This is a genomic window from Verrucomicrobiia bacterium (genome assembly GCA_019634635.1).
Classification (GTDB): domain Bacteria; phylum Verrucomicrobiota; class Verrucomicrobiia; order Limisphaerales; family UBA9464; genus UBA9464.
In genome coordinates this window covers 78,349-95,410 of the sequence record JAHCBB010000003.1, presented here as the reverse complement: position 1 = coordinate 95,410, position 17,062 = coordinate 78,349, and the positions used below count along the sequence as shown (strand labels likewise).

Annotated in this window: 5 protein-coding genes; 3 read left to right on the top strand and 2 right to left on the bottom strand. The window is 65.6% G+C overall.

What is annotated here, in order from left to right:
* Positions 1 to 121: 121 nt before the first annotated feature.
* A complete protein-coding gene (locus KF791_02940; protein MBX3731532.1) occupies positions 122 to 8,821 on the bottom strand; it encodes a DUF11 domain-containing protein in 8,700 nt (2,899 codons plus the stop codon).
* 313 nt (positions 8,822 to 9,134) lie between these two features.
* Between KF791_02940 and KF791_02935 the strand changes: the two genes are divergently transcribed.
* From KF791_02935 to KF791_02925, 3 genes are all read left to right on the top strand, one after another.
* On the top strand, positions 9,135 to 10,088 hold the full coding sequence (locus KF791_02935) for an AraC family transcriptional regulator (GenBank protein ID MBX3731531.1): 954 nt from the start codon (positions 9,135 to 9,137) through the stop codon (positions 10,086 to 10,088).
* 298 nt (positions 10,089 to 10,386) lie between these two features.
* Positions 10,387 to 11,517, top strand: a complete 1,131-nt coding sequence (locus tag KF791_02930) for a glycerate kinase (GenBank protein ID MBX3731530.1) — start codon at positions 10,387 to 10,389, stop codon at positions 11,515 to 11,517.
* The gene (locus KF791_02925; GenBank protein MBX3731529.1) at positions 11,498 to 12,463 is read left to right on the top strand and encodes a tyrosine-type recombinase/integrase; all 966 of its coding nucleotides are present in this window, start codon (positions 11,498 to 11,500) and stop codon (positions 12,461 to 12,463) included. Before KF791_02930 ends, KF791_02925 begins: the two co-directional genes overlap by 20 nt.
* Before the next feature lie 10 nt (positions 12,464 to 12,473).
* On the opposite strand, the gene KF791_02920 is transcribed toward KF791_02925, so the two are convergent.
* On the bottom strand, positions 12,474 to 16,904 hold the full coding sequence (locus KF791_02920) for a glycogen debranching enzyme N-terminal domain-containing protein (protein MBX3731528.1): 4,431 nt from the start codon (positions 16,902 to 16,904) through the stop codon (positions 12,474 to 12,476).
* Positions 16,905 to 17,062: the final 158 nt, after the last annotated feature.

Here is a 17,062-nt window from a genome sequence, read left to right as displayed (position 1 = left end):
TGCCATAAGCCGGCACCGGAGCAGATGCGTCATTGAAGTCAACATGGTTCAGGACCTCCGCACCCACCCGGCGGCGCCATGAGGAGCCGGGCCCACCGGGGGCGATTCCTTCGGGCCCGCATCATTGAAACACGTTGACGTCACCCGAGCGAAGGTCCGCGTGAAGTTCCGCCACCGGGTGTTCTTCCCCGGCGAGGTCCACTTCGATCAACCGGTACGCCACCGCGTCCGCTTCGAACGGAGTCGGATCGGGGAAGGAGTAGAACTGGGGACGCACCCCGTCGCCCTCCGCCGGGATCACGCCGTCAAACAGCGGCCACCAACCCTCTCCCGGCCAGAAACGTTCCAGACGGAAGCCGAGCGTATCCCGCTCCACCAGGGTGACCCAGGCCAACTGCGCAAGGCCATCCGCGGCAATTTCAATCTGGAAGTAGGCCAACTCCACGGCCGTGGGAGGAGGCGGGTAGAACCCGAAGTCCACCACCAGGTTGTCGCTGGCATCGCCCTCCGGCCCATTGGCCCCCGCGCCCGTGCCAAAGATCGCCTCACCGGTTGGCTGCAATTGCATTCCAACCGTCACCGCACTGCTCGCAATCCCTCCCGGCAGCACAGAGTCGGTTCCAAGCGGCATGTCCAACCCATGATCGAGAAGATCGTCCGCGAGCGTGAAGTCCGTGCTGGCTCCACTGCTGCTCTGCAAGCCGATGAGTGATGCAAACGAACTCTCCACATCTACCACCACCACGTATGTCCCCGCATCCAGCCCGTCGAAACGGTACCAGCCACCGACGTCCGTGGTGGTGCTCTGAAGCACCAACCCGGTGGGAGCACCAACCCCGTCCGCCTGGTACAGGTTGAGGATCACACCCTCAATGCCCGGCTCCGCACCATCCTGGATCCCGTTATTGGGAGAGCCCCCTCCGGCACCCGCATCAAGAAACACCCGATTCCCGATGCTGAAGGTCTGAGAGGGCTCATACCTCACCTCCTCGTCGTCCGTATCCTGCACCGTCCGGTCGTACGGATCCTTCCCGTTGACCTTCGCCGTGTTCGGCACACTCCCCGCCGTCACGTCGGCCGCCGTGATCTGGTAGGTCGCCGTGTACGTCCACGTCTCGTCCACATCCAGCGTCCCGTCGTTGTTCGTGTCTCCCCCCACATACGCCGGGGGCGTCGTCTTGGAGTCAACCAACTGCACCGCCGACAACGGCACCGTGCCCGGGTTCGTCACCAGGAACGTGTACGTGATCGTCTGCCCCGCCGCGCTGTAGATCTGCGGACTTGCCGTCTTCACCAGTGCAATCGCTGCCGGCGCGTACGTCACCGTCTCATCGTCGCTGTCCTGCACCGGTGCATTGTACGGATCGGTCGCACTCGCCGTCGCCGTGTTCGGCACCGACCCCGCCGTCACATCCGCCGGCTGGATCGTGTAGCTCGCCGTGTAGGTCCACGTCTCGTCCACATCCAGGTACCCGTCGCTGTTCGTGTCCCCGGACACATACACCGGCACCGTCGTCGTCGGATCACTCACTGTGACCGTCCCCAGCGGCACCGTGCCCGGGTTCGTCACCAGGAACGTGTACGTGATCGTCTGCCCTGCCGCGCTGTAGATCTGCGGACTTGCCGTCTTCACCAGTGCAATCGCTGCCGGCGCGTACGTCACCGTCTCATCGTCGCTGTCCTGCACCGGTGCATTGTACGGATCGGTCGCGTTCGCGGTCGCCGTGTTCGGCACCGACCCCGCCGTCACATCCGCCGGCTGGATCGTGTAGCCCGCCGTATAGGTCCACGTCTCGTCCACATCCAGGTACCCGTCCGTGTTCGTGTCCCCGGACACATACACCGGTGTCGTCGTCGTCGGATCACTCACCGTCACCGTTCCCAGCGGCACCGTGCCCGGATTGCTCACCGCGAAGGTGTACGTGATCACCTGGCCCGCCGCCGTGTAGGTCTGCGGACTCGCACTCTTCACCAGTGCAATCGCCGCCGGCGTGTACGTCACCGTCGCCTCGTCGCTGTCCTGCACCGGTGTATTGTACGGATCGACCGCACTGGCCACCGCCGTGTTCAACACACTGCCCGCCGCCACGTCGCCCGGCTGGATCGTGTAGCTCGCCGTGTACGTCCACGTCTCGTCCACATCCAGGTACCCGTCGCTGTTCGTGTCCCCGGACACATACACCGGTGTCGTCGTCGTCGGATCGCTCACCGTCACCGTCCCCAGCGGCACCGTGCCCGGATTGCCCACCGCAAAGGTGTACGTGATCACCTGGCCCGCCGCCGTGTAGGTCTGCGGACTCGCACTCTTCACCAGTGCAATCGCCGCCGGCGTGTACGTCACCGTCTCCTCATCGGTGTCCTGCACCGGTGTGTTGTACGGATCCACCGCACTGGCCACCGCCGTGTTCAACACACTGCCCGCCGCCACGTCGCCCGGCTGGATCGTGTAGCTCGCCGTGTACGTCCACGTCTCGTCCACATCCAGGTACCCGTCGCTGTTCGCGTCCCCGGACACATACACCGGCACCGTCGTCGTCGGATCGCTCACCGTCACCGTCCCCAGCGGCACCGTGCCCGCGTTGCTCACCGCAAAGGTGTACGTGATCACCTGCCCCGCCGTCGTGTAGGTCTGCGGACTCGCACTCTTCACCAGTGCAATCGCCGCCGGCGTGTACGTCACCGTCGCCTCATCGGTGTCCTGCACCGGTGTGTTGTACGGATCGGTCGCACTCGCCGTCGCCGTGTTCGGCACCGACCCCGCCGTCACATCCGCCGGCTGGATCTCATACGTGGCCGTGTAGGTCCACGTCTCGTCCACATCCAGGTACCCGTCGCTGTTCGTGTCCCCGGACACATACACCGGCACCGTCGTCGTCGGATCGCTCACCGTCACCGTCCCCAGCGGCACCGTGCCCGGATTGCTCACTGCAAAGGTGTACGTGATCACCTGCCCCGCCGCTGTGAAGGTCAGCGGATCGGCCGTCTTCTCAAGAACGATCCCGGACTTCCCCAACTGCACGGTCGCGTCGTCCGTGTCACCCACGCTCCGTCCGTATGGGTCGCTCCCGACCACCTTGGCCACATTCAAGAGAGTCCCCGCCGCGACGTCCGCCGTCGTGATCTGATAACTGGCGGTGAAAATCCACGTCTCGTTCACATCCAGCCTTCCGTCGTTGTTGGTGTCGCCCGACTGATATACCGGTGGGCTGGTTTTCGAATCGCCCACCATCACGGACGACAATGGCACCGTCCCTGGATTGGTCACCGTGAATGTGTATGTGATCGTCTGACCCGCCGCCGTGTAGACCCACGGACTCGCCGCTTTCTCCAGGGCGATCATCCCGATGTCCGTGAAGCGCGCCAGGTCATCCAGGAAGTTGTTCCCCGGATACTCCTTCAATGCGACCACCTTAACCGGAATCAAGTTGTCATTCGGACCCGCAGTGTCCGCAACACTGACATAGCCGAAGGGATCCTCTTCCACCACGAAGTAGCTCCCTAGGGCAAGATTCAGGAACTCGTAGTAGCCGTTCGCGTCGGTCATCGTGACGTCAACCAGCACCCAGTCGGCAGGACTGCCGTTGCCCACCGGATCCTGAAAGAGGCGGACAATCACCCCCGGCAGGGGTTGATCGCCCGGGCTGAACCCTGGAACATCATCCTCAGCAAACACGAATCCGCTGATGGCTGCGGCCCGGGTGACGGCATCCGCAGTGGACGTCACCGGAGGAACGGGGTTCCCATTGATGTCCACTGAGAATTCGGCCGCCGCAATGTTCTCGGCGGGATCGCAGTTGCCCACGGCCCTCAGGGTCACATCCACGCTGAGGGACTCACCCACGGCGAGGTTACCAGCACCAGTCAGGTCCTCCCAGAGAATCAAGCCGGCGCCGATTGCGTCGGGAGCCGGGCTGGCAGTCACGTACTCCCAGCAGGCCATGCTGAAGGTGTCCGTCAACGGAAGCCGGGCGATCGCCGTGTTGCCGATGTTCCTGACGCTAATCCTGAACGACTGGAGGTCCCCGATCGCGATCACTCCCGACGGCGGGTCCAGGCGGACCTTGGTCAACTGTTGACGCGGGTCCGTGATATCCACGGGAACCGACGCTGGGCCGGCAATGAGCCCGCCGCTGACAGCCGCGGAGTTGGCCACCTCAAATCCGGCGGCAATGGCCAGAAATTCAACCGTCACATTGGCGATGCCCCCCGCCGGGATGGGTCCGATGTTGTTCCAAGTTATGGTCCCGGCCGGCGACGTGCTGCTGGGCGAAATGCTGGCAGCCACAAACTGCAGATGGGTCGGGGGGAACGTGTCCGTCAGGACGACCGTCGTCGCCGTGGCATTTCCAACATTCGCCACCTGCAACCGGTACACCACGGATTCGCCGACCAGGGCGACCCCGTCTGCGGGTACCAGACGCTCCTTCACAATGAGCCCCGAGGGTCCCCCGGAGGCACCCGGGATCACGGCGGTCGCCGAGCACGGATCCAGCGGATCGTCAGGGTCAACATACGTCAACGTGAGGAGACTGCCCTCGGGGGCAAACAACGTGCCGTTGTTGACGCCGACGCCCAGGACCGTGCTGGAGCTCACAGAGCCGGTAAACACACCTGTTGCAGGCCCCGTTTCAAGAAGGGTGACCGTCTCGGAGTCACCCCCGGTGCTGGACACCGTCACGGCAAGCGACTCGATCGCTGACGAATTCAGGTTCTGGTCCAGATCGGTCACCCGGATCCAGATCGGCGAGTTCGGAGCAAACGATGACGCGGGCGTGCCATTGTCGGTACCGGTGAACTGGCTGGTGCATGGCGTCCCGAGGTCGAGCGGACTCAAGGAGACGGTTGTGGACCGTTGATCGGTGACCGCGTTCTCCAAGCCCTCCTTCGCCGTGACCGCAACCGTATAGGCGCCGGGGATCGAACCGGTCTGCCACAGGTACTGGTAGGTCTTGGAGCATGCGGTGCTCGCAACCACGCTGGCATCGGTGAGAGTTCCTGAAAGGCCCCCAAAACCGGGGGGACCGGCAATGCTGAACGGCAGGCTCGTGATGTCGTACGCCCCAAACGGATCGGAGACCTCCGCCCGCACATACAGCGTTTGCCCGTTTGCGGCGGCCGGGACAGGAATGCCCCCCGGGTACGGCGCATCGTACACCGCCAACGAGGTCACGGTGATGACCGTGGTGGCAGGCAGCGAGATCAAGGACGGCTTCGAACTGCTGCCATACTGGATCCGGAACGAATTGCCAGCGGGCAAGTTGGAGGTGACTTCCAGGGTGATGGCCTGTCCGGCGGCTATGTTCACGGCACCGGCCAGCGGGCCACTCCATTGGAGAAAGGTGCCGTTGGCGTCGGAGCCCGTGGTCGCGGATGAGGCGCTGAAAAAGGTCGTCGCGCCATATCTGAGTGAGGCGCCGACAGCCGTTCCAATCGTGCCGCTGACCATCGAGTAATACGCCTTGATGGTGACCGTTTGGCCCGACGGCATTGCAAAGCTGGAACAGAAGGTGGGTGTCTGGGTGAACGTCACCGAGTTCCCGGTCACGTAGCTGATGACCACGCGTCCCGGGTTTCCCGCCTGGCCGTTGGCACCCAAGGCGCCCCCGTTCCCACCGCGTCCGGCAGTATCTGCGTAGGCTGCGTCTGCGTTGTTTCCTGCGTTCTGGCCGCTGCCGGAAGCCAGGGTGCCTCCGGAAGCCAGACCGGAACCGCCGCCGCCGCCGGCGCCAGAAACACTCGCGGCTCCTGCAGCACTTCCACCGCCCCCGCCGAAATGCCCGCCACCACCGCCACCGCCACCTGCCCGTCCGCTGGTTGTCCGTCCACCAACACCACCTCCCAGAGCGCCTCCGGTTGCCGATGTGCCCGTGGTGCCTGCCTCCCCGCCCGCACCGCCGGTCAGCGAGGATCCGGTACTCCCGGCAGTGGTCGAACTGCCGCCACCGGCACCACCGGCGCTTGATGTACCCGCGCCGCCGCCGGTGCTCGTTCCGCCACCGGTCGTTCCCGCAACGCCGGTGGCCCCCCCCCCCGCGCCTCCCGGACCGCCCAGCGGGATTCCGCTGGTATTCTGGTCGTCACCGCCACCGCCACCGCCACCGCCAGCAGCGGCAATCAAAACCGTGGATCCTCGACGAAGGTCTGAACGACCCCCGCCGCCGCCACCCGTCCCGGAGGTTGAACTCGTGACGTGGGTTCCGGCGCTCCCCCCGCCGCCGACTCCCACCGTCAAGGACTCGCCAGGGGTCACAGATATGTTCGCCTGGGCGAATCCACCTCCTCCTCCGGCCCCTCCGGTCCTCCCGGACGTCCCGCCTCCCCCGCCGCCGCCACCGCCAGCACCCCAAGCTTTCACCGTCACCAAAGTCACTCCTGCCGGCACAACCCAGGGGGTGCTCCCCGTGGTGGTGAACGAGACATTGGAGGTGCTCGTTGGGATGAGACCGGTGACGAGAGTGGACGCGGCACCCGACGCCACAGGGTCCACCCGGTTGAGCGCACCCGTGGCATCTCCGTCCGATCCGTCCGACATCAGGTAGAGCTGCTTCAGATTGCTCGCGATGAAGATGCCCGCCGTGGCGGAGCAGGTGTCCCCAAACTGTGGATCGGTGTACCGGACGCTGATCAGGTTCCCCGGAAGTACAAAGAGCACTCCGTCCCCAATGAGACCTCCGGAAGTCGTCGACGTCGGCAGCGGTGCGAGGTTGCGGAACATGCCCGTCGCGTTTCCCGTTTCGGTCAGTGTCACGGGTTCGACATCGCCGGTGACCAAGTTCTCCACGTAAACCACCACAGTGTCGGGTGCCGCCGGATTCAAGTTCGCATCCGGATCCGCCAGCGAGACGTACACGGGCGAACCGGCCAGGTACTGCGTGGGGCCGCCCCCAGCGTCGGTGAAGTTCAGGCTGCACGGAGTCGGCACCGCCCCGGGAACATTCAAGACGTGTTCGGTGCTCACTCCGGGGATGCTCGTCACCGCCACGTTCTTGAACTGGCCGGTCGCCGCGATGGTCATCCGATAGCGGATCTCCGTGCTGCTGCGACGCAGCAGAATTGGAATTGTGAGGCCCTCATCAAGAGGGAACGGCGTGCCGCTTGCGGAGTCCGGTATCGCCGATCCGTCCCGCGTCGTGCTGTTGGGCACGTACGCAAGCCCCGTTGCCGGTGGCAAGTCCACAACGGAGACAGCCGAGAGGGCAATGATCCCCCTGTTTTCAAGGGTGATCGAGTACTCCACCGTGTCACCAATTGCCGGGACGGGACCGCCGGGGGGCAGGATCCTCACCGACTTTGAGAGCACCGGCAGCGGGAAATTCTGAATCGTGTTCCCAACGTCAAGGAACGGAAGTGCGGGACCGGCAACGGCGGGGTCCTGACCCCAGGCGCCGGTGACCAGCGTCCCGTCCAGCGTGTAGACCCGGAGACCGGTCTGGTCGCGATCCGGTTCGTAGATCCGGATCACCTCCAAGGGGCTCACTGAGTAGGCCACATCGTACTTGCCCCCCAGCGGGTCAGTCAGCGGGCCCGCCCGGTCTCCATTGTAGTCCACATAAAGCGTGGTGGCCTGGATGGCGGCCACCCAGGCCGGGCTCCCATTCTGGGTGAGATTCTCGCTGCCCGGTCCCCACCCGACGACCATCTCGGTGGTCAGATTGACCGTCGGCACCAGACTGTATCCCCAATCATGAACGTTGTTCCTCGTGGGCGAGGCGCCAACGGTTGCAATGCCGTAAAAGGTCTGTCCACCTTGGTTCACGAAGCGGGCTCCGGAATTCTGGGGCATCAGGAACACGTTGGTGTTCGACGCCGGAATCGAGAACGAACCGCTTCCGTTGCGCGTGGTGAAATTGATCGTGATCGGAGCCGGGTGGGGATTGAAAAAGAAGACGTAGGTGGAATCCCCGTTGGAAGCCGTCCCCACGGGCGCGTAGTACTCCGAGCCCCAGACATCCAGCGATGGGATGGTGAACCACCGGCTCTCGTAGTTGGCACCGATGTCGCCCGTCAGGAGCTGCACCTGGACCGGTTTGGAGGCCGCGACGGTGGCTCCCTTGCGCACGCCCCCCGGCAACAGGTACGACTCGCCCCGATTGAGCGTCACGCTGATCTCCGGCGAGCCATTGGCATCGGCATCAAGGAGCACGACGGTGCCGTTTTGTGCCGCCTGGATCATCAGGGCGCACTGTTCAAACATGGAAGCCGACAGGGGAGACGGAAAGATGACGTCCTGGCCGACCGGGATGATGAACTGTGTTCCGTAGTCGAACGTGGACGGCACCTCCACGGAGTCCGCGAGGAGCGGACCGGGAGCCGTGGCCCATGCCGACCGGGACATCACGATGGCCTGGGAGGCCCCGATCCGATCGCGGCCGTCAAACACAAGGGCGGAGGGATTCCGGGGCAGAGGGACCAGATTGCGGAGGCTGATCACACTCCCGGCGGGAAATCCAAGGGGGTCGCTTGCATAGCCCGGGGGCTTGCCGTTCGCATCATTGCCGTCTCCCCAGACCTCCGTTGACGGCTGAGCCGGGGCGTTGAGGTCAATCTCGTACCCGTCCTCCCAGTGATCGTACACGATCCGGGATCCCGGAACCGGAGTGACCACCGATACAATCGAATCAATGGTGGACCCCGTCCCCGGGGCCAACGTCAGGAAGTATTGCCGGATCTGTGCCTCCGGCATCGGGACAAAAAACTCCTGGACGATCCCTTGAGCCAGTCCGCCGAAGACGGACCCTGCGATCAACCCGAGCGTCACGACGGCCCGCAGGCCGGCCCCGGCCACGACGCAGGCACGGCTGGTTTCTCTGATCACTTGCATATCATCCTTCAACTTCACTTCATGAATAAAATAAACTAATTGACTCTGATTGATCAACGCGTGCCGAACTTTCATCGGCGCGAAGCCATTGAGTCTTTGGGAGGCGAAGCGAGCGGTCTGACCGTCCGCCGTCACCGATGCCTGTCCGACCTCATCGGAGGCGGCGATCGAAATCCGGAAGGATTCGGGTCGCGGCCCGGAGAGGAACGCGTGGGAGGGCACTCACGTCGTAGCGGCATTTATTTCTGAATACCGTCAGAGCGGCGCACTTCTCACTTGTTTGCCCCATCGCCACTATGCATTTTGCGCAGAAATGCTGAAAGGTTCCCGGACGCTTCCCATCGTGAGGGGCAGAATCCGCTTCGCGGATCTTTCGGACTACATCGCCGGATTGGCCGAATTCTGGGACTGCGAACACGACCAGTTGACGGCACCGGCCTCTCCGTGGTGGTGCCGGTATGTCACGGACGGTCAGGCGGTGCTTTACGAGGAACAGTACGGGATCAAGCTATTCATCCAAGGTTCGCCCGCCGGCGATTTTTTTGTTTTCGGAATTCCCTGTCGGCCGGAGCTCGGGGGCCGGTGGATCGGAGAGGATCTTCCACATCATGGGCTGGGGTACACGCGAAGCAGGACGGAACTGGAGATGTTGTTCCAACCCGGCGGCCGGACGTTGTGCGCCATGGTCCCAACCGCGCCATTCCGGGAAGCCTACACAACGTTGTCCGGACTGCCCCCCGAGCGGACTTTCCCCGCAGGACACCGATTCAAGCAGTATTCCGCAGACCGCTGGCGGGACCTCAGAGATGCCTGGCGACAGATCCTCCGGCGGGCGGACGCCATGACCGATCTCGTGACCGAATTGGCCGCCAGCCTCGTCAACTTTGGCGACCCGCAGGACCTCGTACGGGAGCGATACCCGGTCCGGGCGCGTGCCGTCTTCCGGCGGGCCCTGGATGCCTGTGCAGATGCCGGCGATTCGTTTCGGCCGGCAACTCTGGCCAGGAGCATCGGCGTCAGCCTTCGGAGCCTTGAGACGGCGTTTCGACAGTGCTCGGACCTTCCACCGGCACGCTTCCTCCGACTCCAGCGGATGAATGCCGTCCATCTGGCTTTGGTGGCGGCCGATCCGGCCCGGTCACGGGTCACCGACTTGGCGACGAATCACGGTTTCACGGAGTTGGGCCGCTTCGCCGTCGAATACCGTCAACTGTTTGGCGAAAGACCGTCGGAGACCCTGCGTCGCGCCGCCCGGAAGCGCTTTTGAGGTGCCGCAGGTGCCCTCGTCGAATTCCACCGCAACGGCGGCGGGACCCCGTGGGTTTCCAGGACGGGGCATCGGTCCTCGGACGTCCACCCGGGCGCATGCCACCTCCCCCGCACCCAGTCGCACGATCCAGAATGAAGGCTGCCGCTTCGCCCGACCGGCACCCAACGTTGTCGCCGATGGACCAGCCACAACACGGCCTGCTGAAGACGGGAGGCCTGTCCATGGTAAATCCCTGATGCGGACCGTATGAAATGGACGTTGATGCCGGACGGCCGAGATTCCTACCGTCGTCGGCATGTCGTTGCGCGTCCTTGTGGTTCCGGACAAGTTCAAGGGGACTTTGTCCGCCCAGGAGGCCGCCGGGGCCATAGTCAACGGCTGGTGGGGGGCACGGCCCCAGGATGAGATGGAGATGCTCCCCATGAGCGACGGGGGGGATGGCTTTGGGGAAATCCTGGCCGCGCTCGTGGGCGCAGCCGAGTGCGTCACGGCCACCGTGGATGCCGCCGGACGCCCCATTGGCGCCCGGTGGTGGTGGCAGGCCGAACAACGGCTTGCGATCCTCGAGGCCGCCCAGAGCATCGGCCTGGCACTCCTGCCACCCAACCGGTTTCACCCATTTGAACTCGACACCCGCGGGCTCGGCCCGCTGGTCCAGGCGGCGGTGGCGGCGGGTGCGCAGACGATCCTGATGGGCATTGGCGGCAGTGCCACCAACGACGGGGGCTTCGGCCTCGCCCGATCGGTGGGCTGGAGGTTCTTCGATGACCGGGACCAGCCCATCGAAAAATGGGTCAAGCTCAACAAGCTGACCCGCTGGTTGCCCCCCATGGACCCCATCCTGGGCGTGGAATTCGTGGTGGCGGTGGACGTGGACAACACCCTGCTTGGGCTCAACGGGTGCACCCGGATCTACGGCCCCCAAAAGGGGCTGCTCATGACGCAGTTCTCCGTGGCGGAGGTGGCGCTGGAAAAGCTGGCCGCCAAGGCGGCGGAACAACACGGCTATGACGTGGCGTCGGATCCCGGCGCCGGTGCCGCCGGCGGGTTGGGATTTGGACTCAAGGCATTCTTCGGGGCGAGGCTGGAGCCGGGTTTTGAAATCTTCGCCCTTCACTCACGCATCGAGGACAAGCTGGCGAAGGCCGACGTGGTGTTGACCGGCGAGGGCATGATTGACCGTCAGACACTGATGGGGAAAGGCACCGGAAGACTCGCCCAGCGCTGCCATGCGCTCGGAAAGCGCTGTGTCGGCTTCGCGGGAGTCATCGAGGGGGCCGCAAAGACCCAGATGGCTGACCGGCTGTTCCATTCCGTCCATGCCATCACCCCGACGCTGACGAATCCGACCGAGGCCCGGAAGAACGCGGCGCTTTGGCTGGAGCGCCTCGCGCACCAGGTCGCCAATGACTACGACTGGACCTGAGGGGCCCCTCCCGGCGCCGCTGGATCCCCTCGTGGAGCGCTTCCGGCGGGATCTGGAAACGGGCCGGAACGTCTCGCCCTACACCTCGCGGAACTACCTGCAGGCGCTCCGGGAGTTTTCAGCATGGCACCTGGAGGTCGAGGGCCGGCCAGCCGACTGGCCGGCGCTGGGTCGGGACACCTTTCGGCGCTACCTCCGCGGTCTCGGACGCCGGAACCTGGCACGATCTCCGGTGCATCTGCGATTCAGCGCGCTGCGCACCTTCTACCGATTCCTGATGCGCGAGGGCCTGGTCCGGGATCTGCCGCTCCGGCACCTCGCCCTGCCAAAACCGGACCGGCGACTGCCCGTTTTCCTGTCCGTCGCCCAGACGGATTCCCTGCTGGCGGCGCCACTTCGTGAGCTGGCGCGGGAACGGAAGTCGCGTCCGGACACCGACCCGATGCCCTTCCTTCGGGACGCGGCCCTCCTGGAGGCGATGTATTCCTCCGGCTTGAGGATCAGCGAGGCCTGCGGGTTGCAGGCGGGCGACGTGGATCTGCAGGAGCGTGTCCTGAGGGTTCGGGGCAAGGGCCGGCGCGAACGTCTGATCCCACTGGGCCGTCCCGCCGTGGCGGCGATTGAAGCGCTGTGGAAATCCGTGGGCCTGCCGGCATCGGCCGAAGCTCCCGCATTCGCCAGGTGCCGGGACCGGACACAACCGGTCACCCCGCTCGAAATCCAGAAGCGGCTGAAGTGTTACCTGGCGGCCGCGGGACTCGACCCGAAACTCACGCCACACAAGCTCCGGCACACCTTTGCGACCCACCTGCTGGATCGCGGCGCCGATCTGCGCAGCGTGCAGGAGTTGCTCGGGCATGCGCGGCTCAGCTCAACCGAGGTGTACACCCATGTGTCCACGGAACGGCTCCGGAAGGCCTATCTGGCCGCCCACCCGAGGGCGTAAATTCGGGGGGTCACACCGGGAAGGGCGGTGACGATGACGCCAGCAACCGCCAGACACGAAGCACCTCCGTCACGCTCCATGCCTGGGCATCGCAGCCACGAGGCTCATGCGGTGCGTCGCCGTCCACAATCTCCGGCAGATGTCCGAGACAGCCGCCGGCCAGCAGTTGATCGGTGCTGCCCAGATACGCCCGCGCCGCCTCCCAGGCCCGCCGATCCCCCGGATACGCCCGCACCAGGGCCTCGCAGAATGCCGGGAATGTCCAGACCCACGCGGTGCCATTGTGGTACGCCGGCTTCCGGCGGGTGTCCTCATCCCCCTCGTAGCGCGACCAGTACGGGCGGTTTGGATCATTGAGCAGCTCCCCGTGATTTCCATACACCGGCCATGGCGGGCTCACCGGGAGCGGCGCCAGCGACCGGAGCGCACCCGGCACCACAAGATACCGGGCAACCGCCGCGAGCAGGCGCCGGGAACGGGCATGGAATTCGGGATGCCGGTCCAGGCCCAACGCCACTGGCAGCACCGCATTGCTCCGAAGCGCATTGCTGGGCGTTGCCGACCGGGCCGGGACGTCCCGGCCACCCAGCAGCACGTCGGCAAACCACCCGGGCTCCTCAAGCCAGAAGCACTGGTGAAAGCGGTCCTCCACCCGGCGCGCCAGATCACCCCAGGTTTCGCCCCGCCCCTCCCAGGGCGCCGCCTTCAGGGCCTCCAACTGCCGCAGCAGGCGGATCCACAACGCCTGAAGCTCCACCGGGTAGCCCTCCCGCGGCGTTCCGGCCGGATAATTGGTGTCCATCCAGGTAAAGTGCGCCGGACTCCACACGAGCCCGGAGTCGGCATCCACACAAATGCCATTCGGTGTGCCAGCCAGGTACCCACAGGCGATGGAGCGAAGCACCGAAGCCACGGTGCGACCGGAGCTGTCCACAGCCATGGAGTAGACCGGGGAGGACGCCGCGGGGTCGGATCCCGGACCCGGCTCCATGGACGCCAGATCCCCGGCGACCATGCCGTACCACAACGGCGCATCGCTGGTCTCCCGATTCGAGGCATCGAGGCCGTGAATTGAATTGGGAAGGGTGCCCGACTCCTCGAAGCGGCCGAACGTGACCAGCAGTTCGCGCACCGTCTCCCGCTGGCCGGCAGCCAGCAACCCGCGGGCGGCAATCAACGAGTCGCGTCCCCAGTCCAGAAACCACGGATATCCCGCGATGACCGAACGGGTGTCATCCCGGCGCACCACGAACGCAGAGCTGGCCAGCACCAACTGGCGGGCAAACGCGTCGGTCATCGGGACCTCGGCGCGGTCCAACGTCTCCTTGATCGCGGCCAGGCGCCGCCCAAACGCCGAGGCGACAAGGTCCGGATCCGGTGGCGCCGGATCCGCCGTGCCCTCGAGGGTGGCCTCGCCGCCCGACGGCAGCACCAGTTCGAACCATCCCGGACTGTAGGCGTCGCCCGCACCCTCCTGTCCCCGGCCCGCCTCCACCGGATGCGGAATGTTCACCGACCATTCCGGACCCGGAAAAAAGCGGCCCCCGGTGGCGCGCACCAGCAACCGCCGATCCGGGGCCGCGCGAAACTCGAATCCGTCATACACGCCATCGGACATCCCGGCCGTTGCCGCCGGCCCGACGGGCTGGATGGCGGTGGCGAAGTAGTGGTCCGCCCCGTTGTTGCGCCTGGTCTCCGCATGGAAGCTGCGGTCCTCGACATCCAGGCGGACGATGAGCGCGACGCGCGCCCCGCCGGGCAGCGGTTGCCATGCGCGGTGGACCGCGTGCGGGGTTTCCAGACGGACAAATCGGAGAAGGAACGTGTTTCGATCTTCGAGGAGGTCCGCAAGCAGATGCACCTCCACCGCGCGGCCGTCCCCCGCATTGGCGGCAAACCGCCAATGGGCCGGCGGCCCGGGCTCGAACGCGATGAGGTTCTCCCGATTGAGCGGCGTGATAAATCCGTCGGCATTTGCCCAGACCCGCAACCGCTTGACGAAAACGTGCCGGTCCACCGGCACGTGCGGATGCAGGTTGGCCCCCAGCAGGCAGTCGTACTTGGACCGGATGGCGCCCAGGTCGAGGCGCAGGCGGGCCATGCCTCCGCGCCCATTGGTCAGCAGCACCAGATCGTCGGCGCATTGCGAAGGCCCCGAGGGTTGAAACACCGGTTTCGCCGCAAGGTACCGCAGCGGTCCGGACACCCGTCTGAGCGGGCCGTCGTAACGCTCCAGATCCACGGTGGCCTCCGATGAGGCGGACGGGTTGCGCGGGGGGAAACTGGCGATGTATCCCGTCCCGGACGGCACGGACTCCACCTGCTGAAGCCGGATCCCGTTGCCGCTCAGGCGCGCCCGGAACGGGAACGGGTCGTGAACAAGGAGCCAGTGGTCCGGAGGCACGGGAGTGACCCGGCGGCAATCCTCGAAGTTCCAGCGAATGACCGGGCGATAGCCCTCCTGAATGCCCGATGCCTTTGCCAGCACCGCCTCCGGATCCGCCTCCACGGCGGCGGCGGCATGCTGCCAGGGTGTCCATTCCACAGGCAATGCCTCCCCTTCCGCCCCGGCGATCCGCCCGAAGGCTGTGACCGCCCAGTCGGCCTGGGCACGGGCCCGGCGATAGGCTTCCCCGGAGAGGCCGACGGGACGGGAGGAGGACGCGAGACAATGGACGGCCCCGGGCTCGAGGACCAATTCCACCCACCCATGCCCCGCATGTTGCTCGATGGCCGCCGGGGCACCGGCGACGGCCGCCAGCAGGTCATTGCGCCCGCCGCCAAAGGCGCCCCAGACGTCAGGTGAGAGCTTGATGGACTCGCTTCGCGTGGGCTCAAGATTCACCAGCACCAGGACGGAATCGAGCCCCTCGGCGGCGTCGCGCCGCAGTGCGTAGACCGGGGATCCGTCGGGGCTGATGCGCGTCAACCGGGCGCCGTCCACAAAGCTCGGGTGATTCTGCAGCAGGCGGCTCAACCGCTGCAACTCGGGGACGAGGTTGGGCTCGCTGCCCCAGGCAAGGCCACGCGCGCCGTGTACGTTGATCCGCTCCGTTGCCCCCCATTCCACGCCGTTGGTGAACCCGAAGCCGCCGCCAATGCTGGTCAGCGCGGACAGTCGGTTGCGGAGGAGTGACCACGCCCGATTCGGAGTCTCCGGGGGAACAGCACCCCGCTCGTGTGCAGCCAGGCGGGTGTTGTCGTGGGTCTCACTGTAATGGATCAGCGTTCCGATGCTGCCGGCCACCCGCAGGCTGTGGTCCAGATAGCCACCCACCGCAAGCCCGCTGTAGTTCTGAAACAGCTCGCTGTAGGCCCATTGCATTCCGCCCTCGCCCAGGAGGGCTTCCGTCGCCTCCCACGAGCCTCCGAGGCCCTCCAGCAGGAACAGCGTGTCGGGAAACTCCGTGCGTACCCGCGCCGTGATGTACTGCCATACCGGTGTCGGAATCATGTACCCCGCATCACACCGGAAACCGTCCACCCCCCGGCGACACCAGGTTAGAAATGCCTCCGCGACATGCTCCCACAGTCGGGGATGCCGCTGATCGAGTTCCACCAGGTCCTCCCAGGTGACATCCCACGCCCCCGGAGAGACGAATTCGCCGTCCGGACGCCGGACAAACCATTCCGGGTGCTCCTCCCAGAGCTGGCTGCCCCAGCCGGTGTGATTGATGACCACGTCCAGCATCAGACGTGCCCCCCGGGAATGCACCGCGTAGGCCAGCTCGCCGAACTGCTCCAGACCGGTGCTCCGCCGGTCGAATTCCACCAGCGCGGGATCCACGGCCGTGAGATGCTGCAGCGCGTAGGGGGAGCCAAACCGACCGAACCGCGCGAGCGTCGTGGGCACCGGATTGATCGGCAGCAGATGGAGGATGCGGCAGCCCAGCGTGTCCACGATGTGCGGGAGCTCGCGAATCAGTCCGCGCAGGGTCCCCCCGGGAGGAATGACCGAATAGCCGCGGTCATCGAGCGTTCGCAGGCGCGCCTCCAGCTCAGGATCCTCCGACGTTCGCTTGGTCTTGTTGGGACCAAACATCCTTGGGAACGCGCAGTAGATGATGTTTCCGCTACGGGTCCAGGCGGGGTGGACGCTGACGGCCACATCGGCTCCGGGCGGCCAGAGCGGAATGCCGTCCCCATTGACGGCATGGGCCTTCGCCTTGAAAAAGCCGACTTCCGACAGCGGGAAATCCACCCGCCAAAGGCCGTCGCCATCGGGACGCATCGGCACATCCCGCCATGACGCGCCCGCAAGCGGCACGCGCTCAAAGTGGGCGCGCACGATCTCGTCACGAACCCGCTCCGCGCGGCCGAGATTTGTCCGCAGCCGGGCGCCAAACCCCGGCGGAACTCCGCGGAGGAGGACGGTGAGCACGTCGCCGGCGTGACGGACCAGGCGGGTGCCGGGCTGGGGAGTCATGACCAGGGGATCCATGAGCGCCGACTCCGGGAGCTTTCCGGGCCGTCGTCACTTCCTCAAGAAACGTTCACAGGAATATCACGATGACCCTCCCCGACCGGATTCCCGGAACCGGGGCCGGAGCGCAATCCAGCCGGCGTCACCCAAACTTTTCATTGGCACCCGGTTGCCGC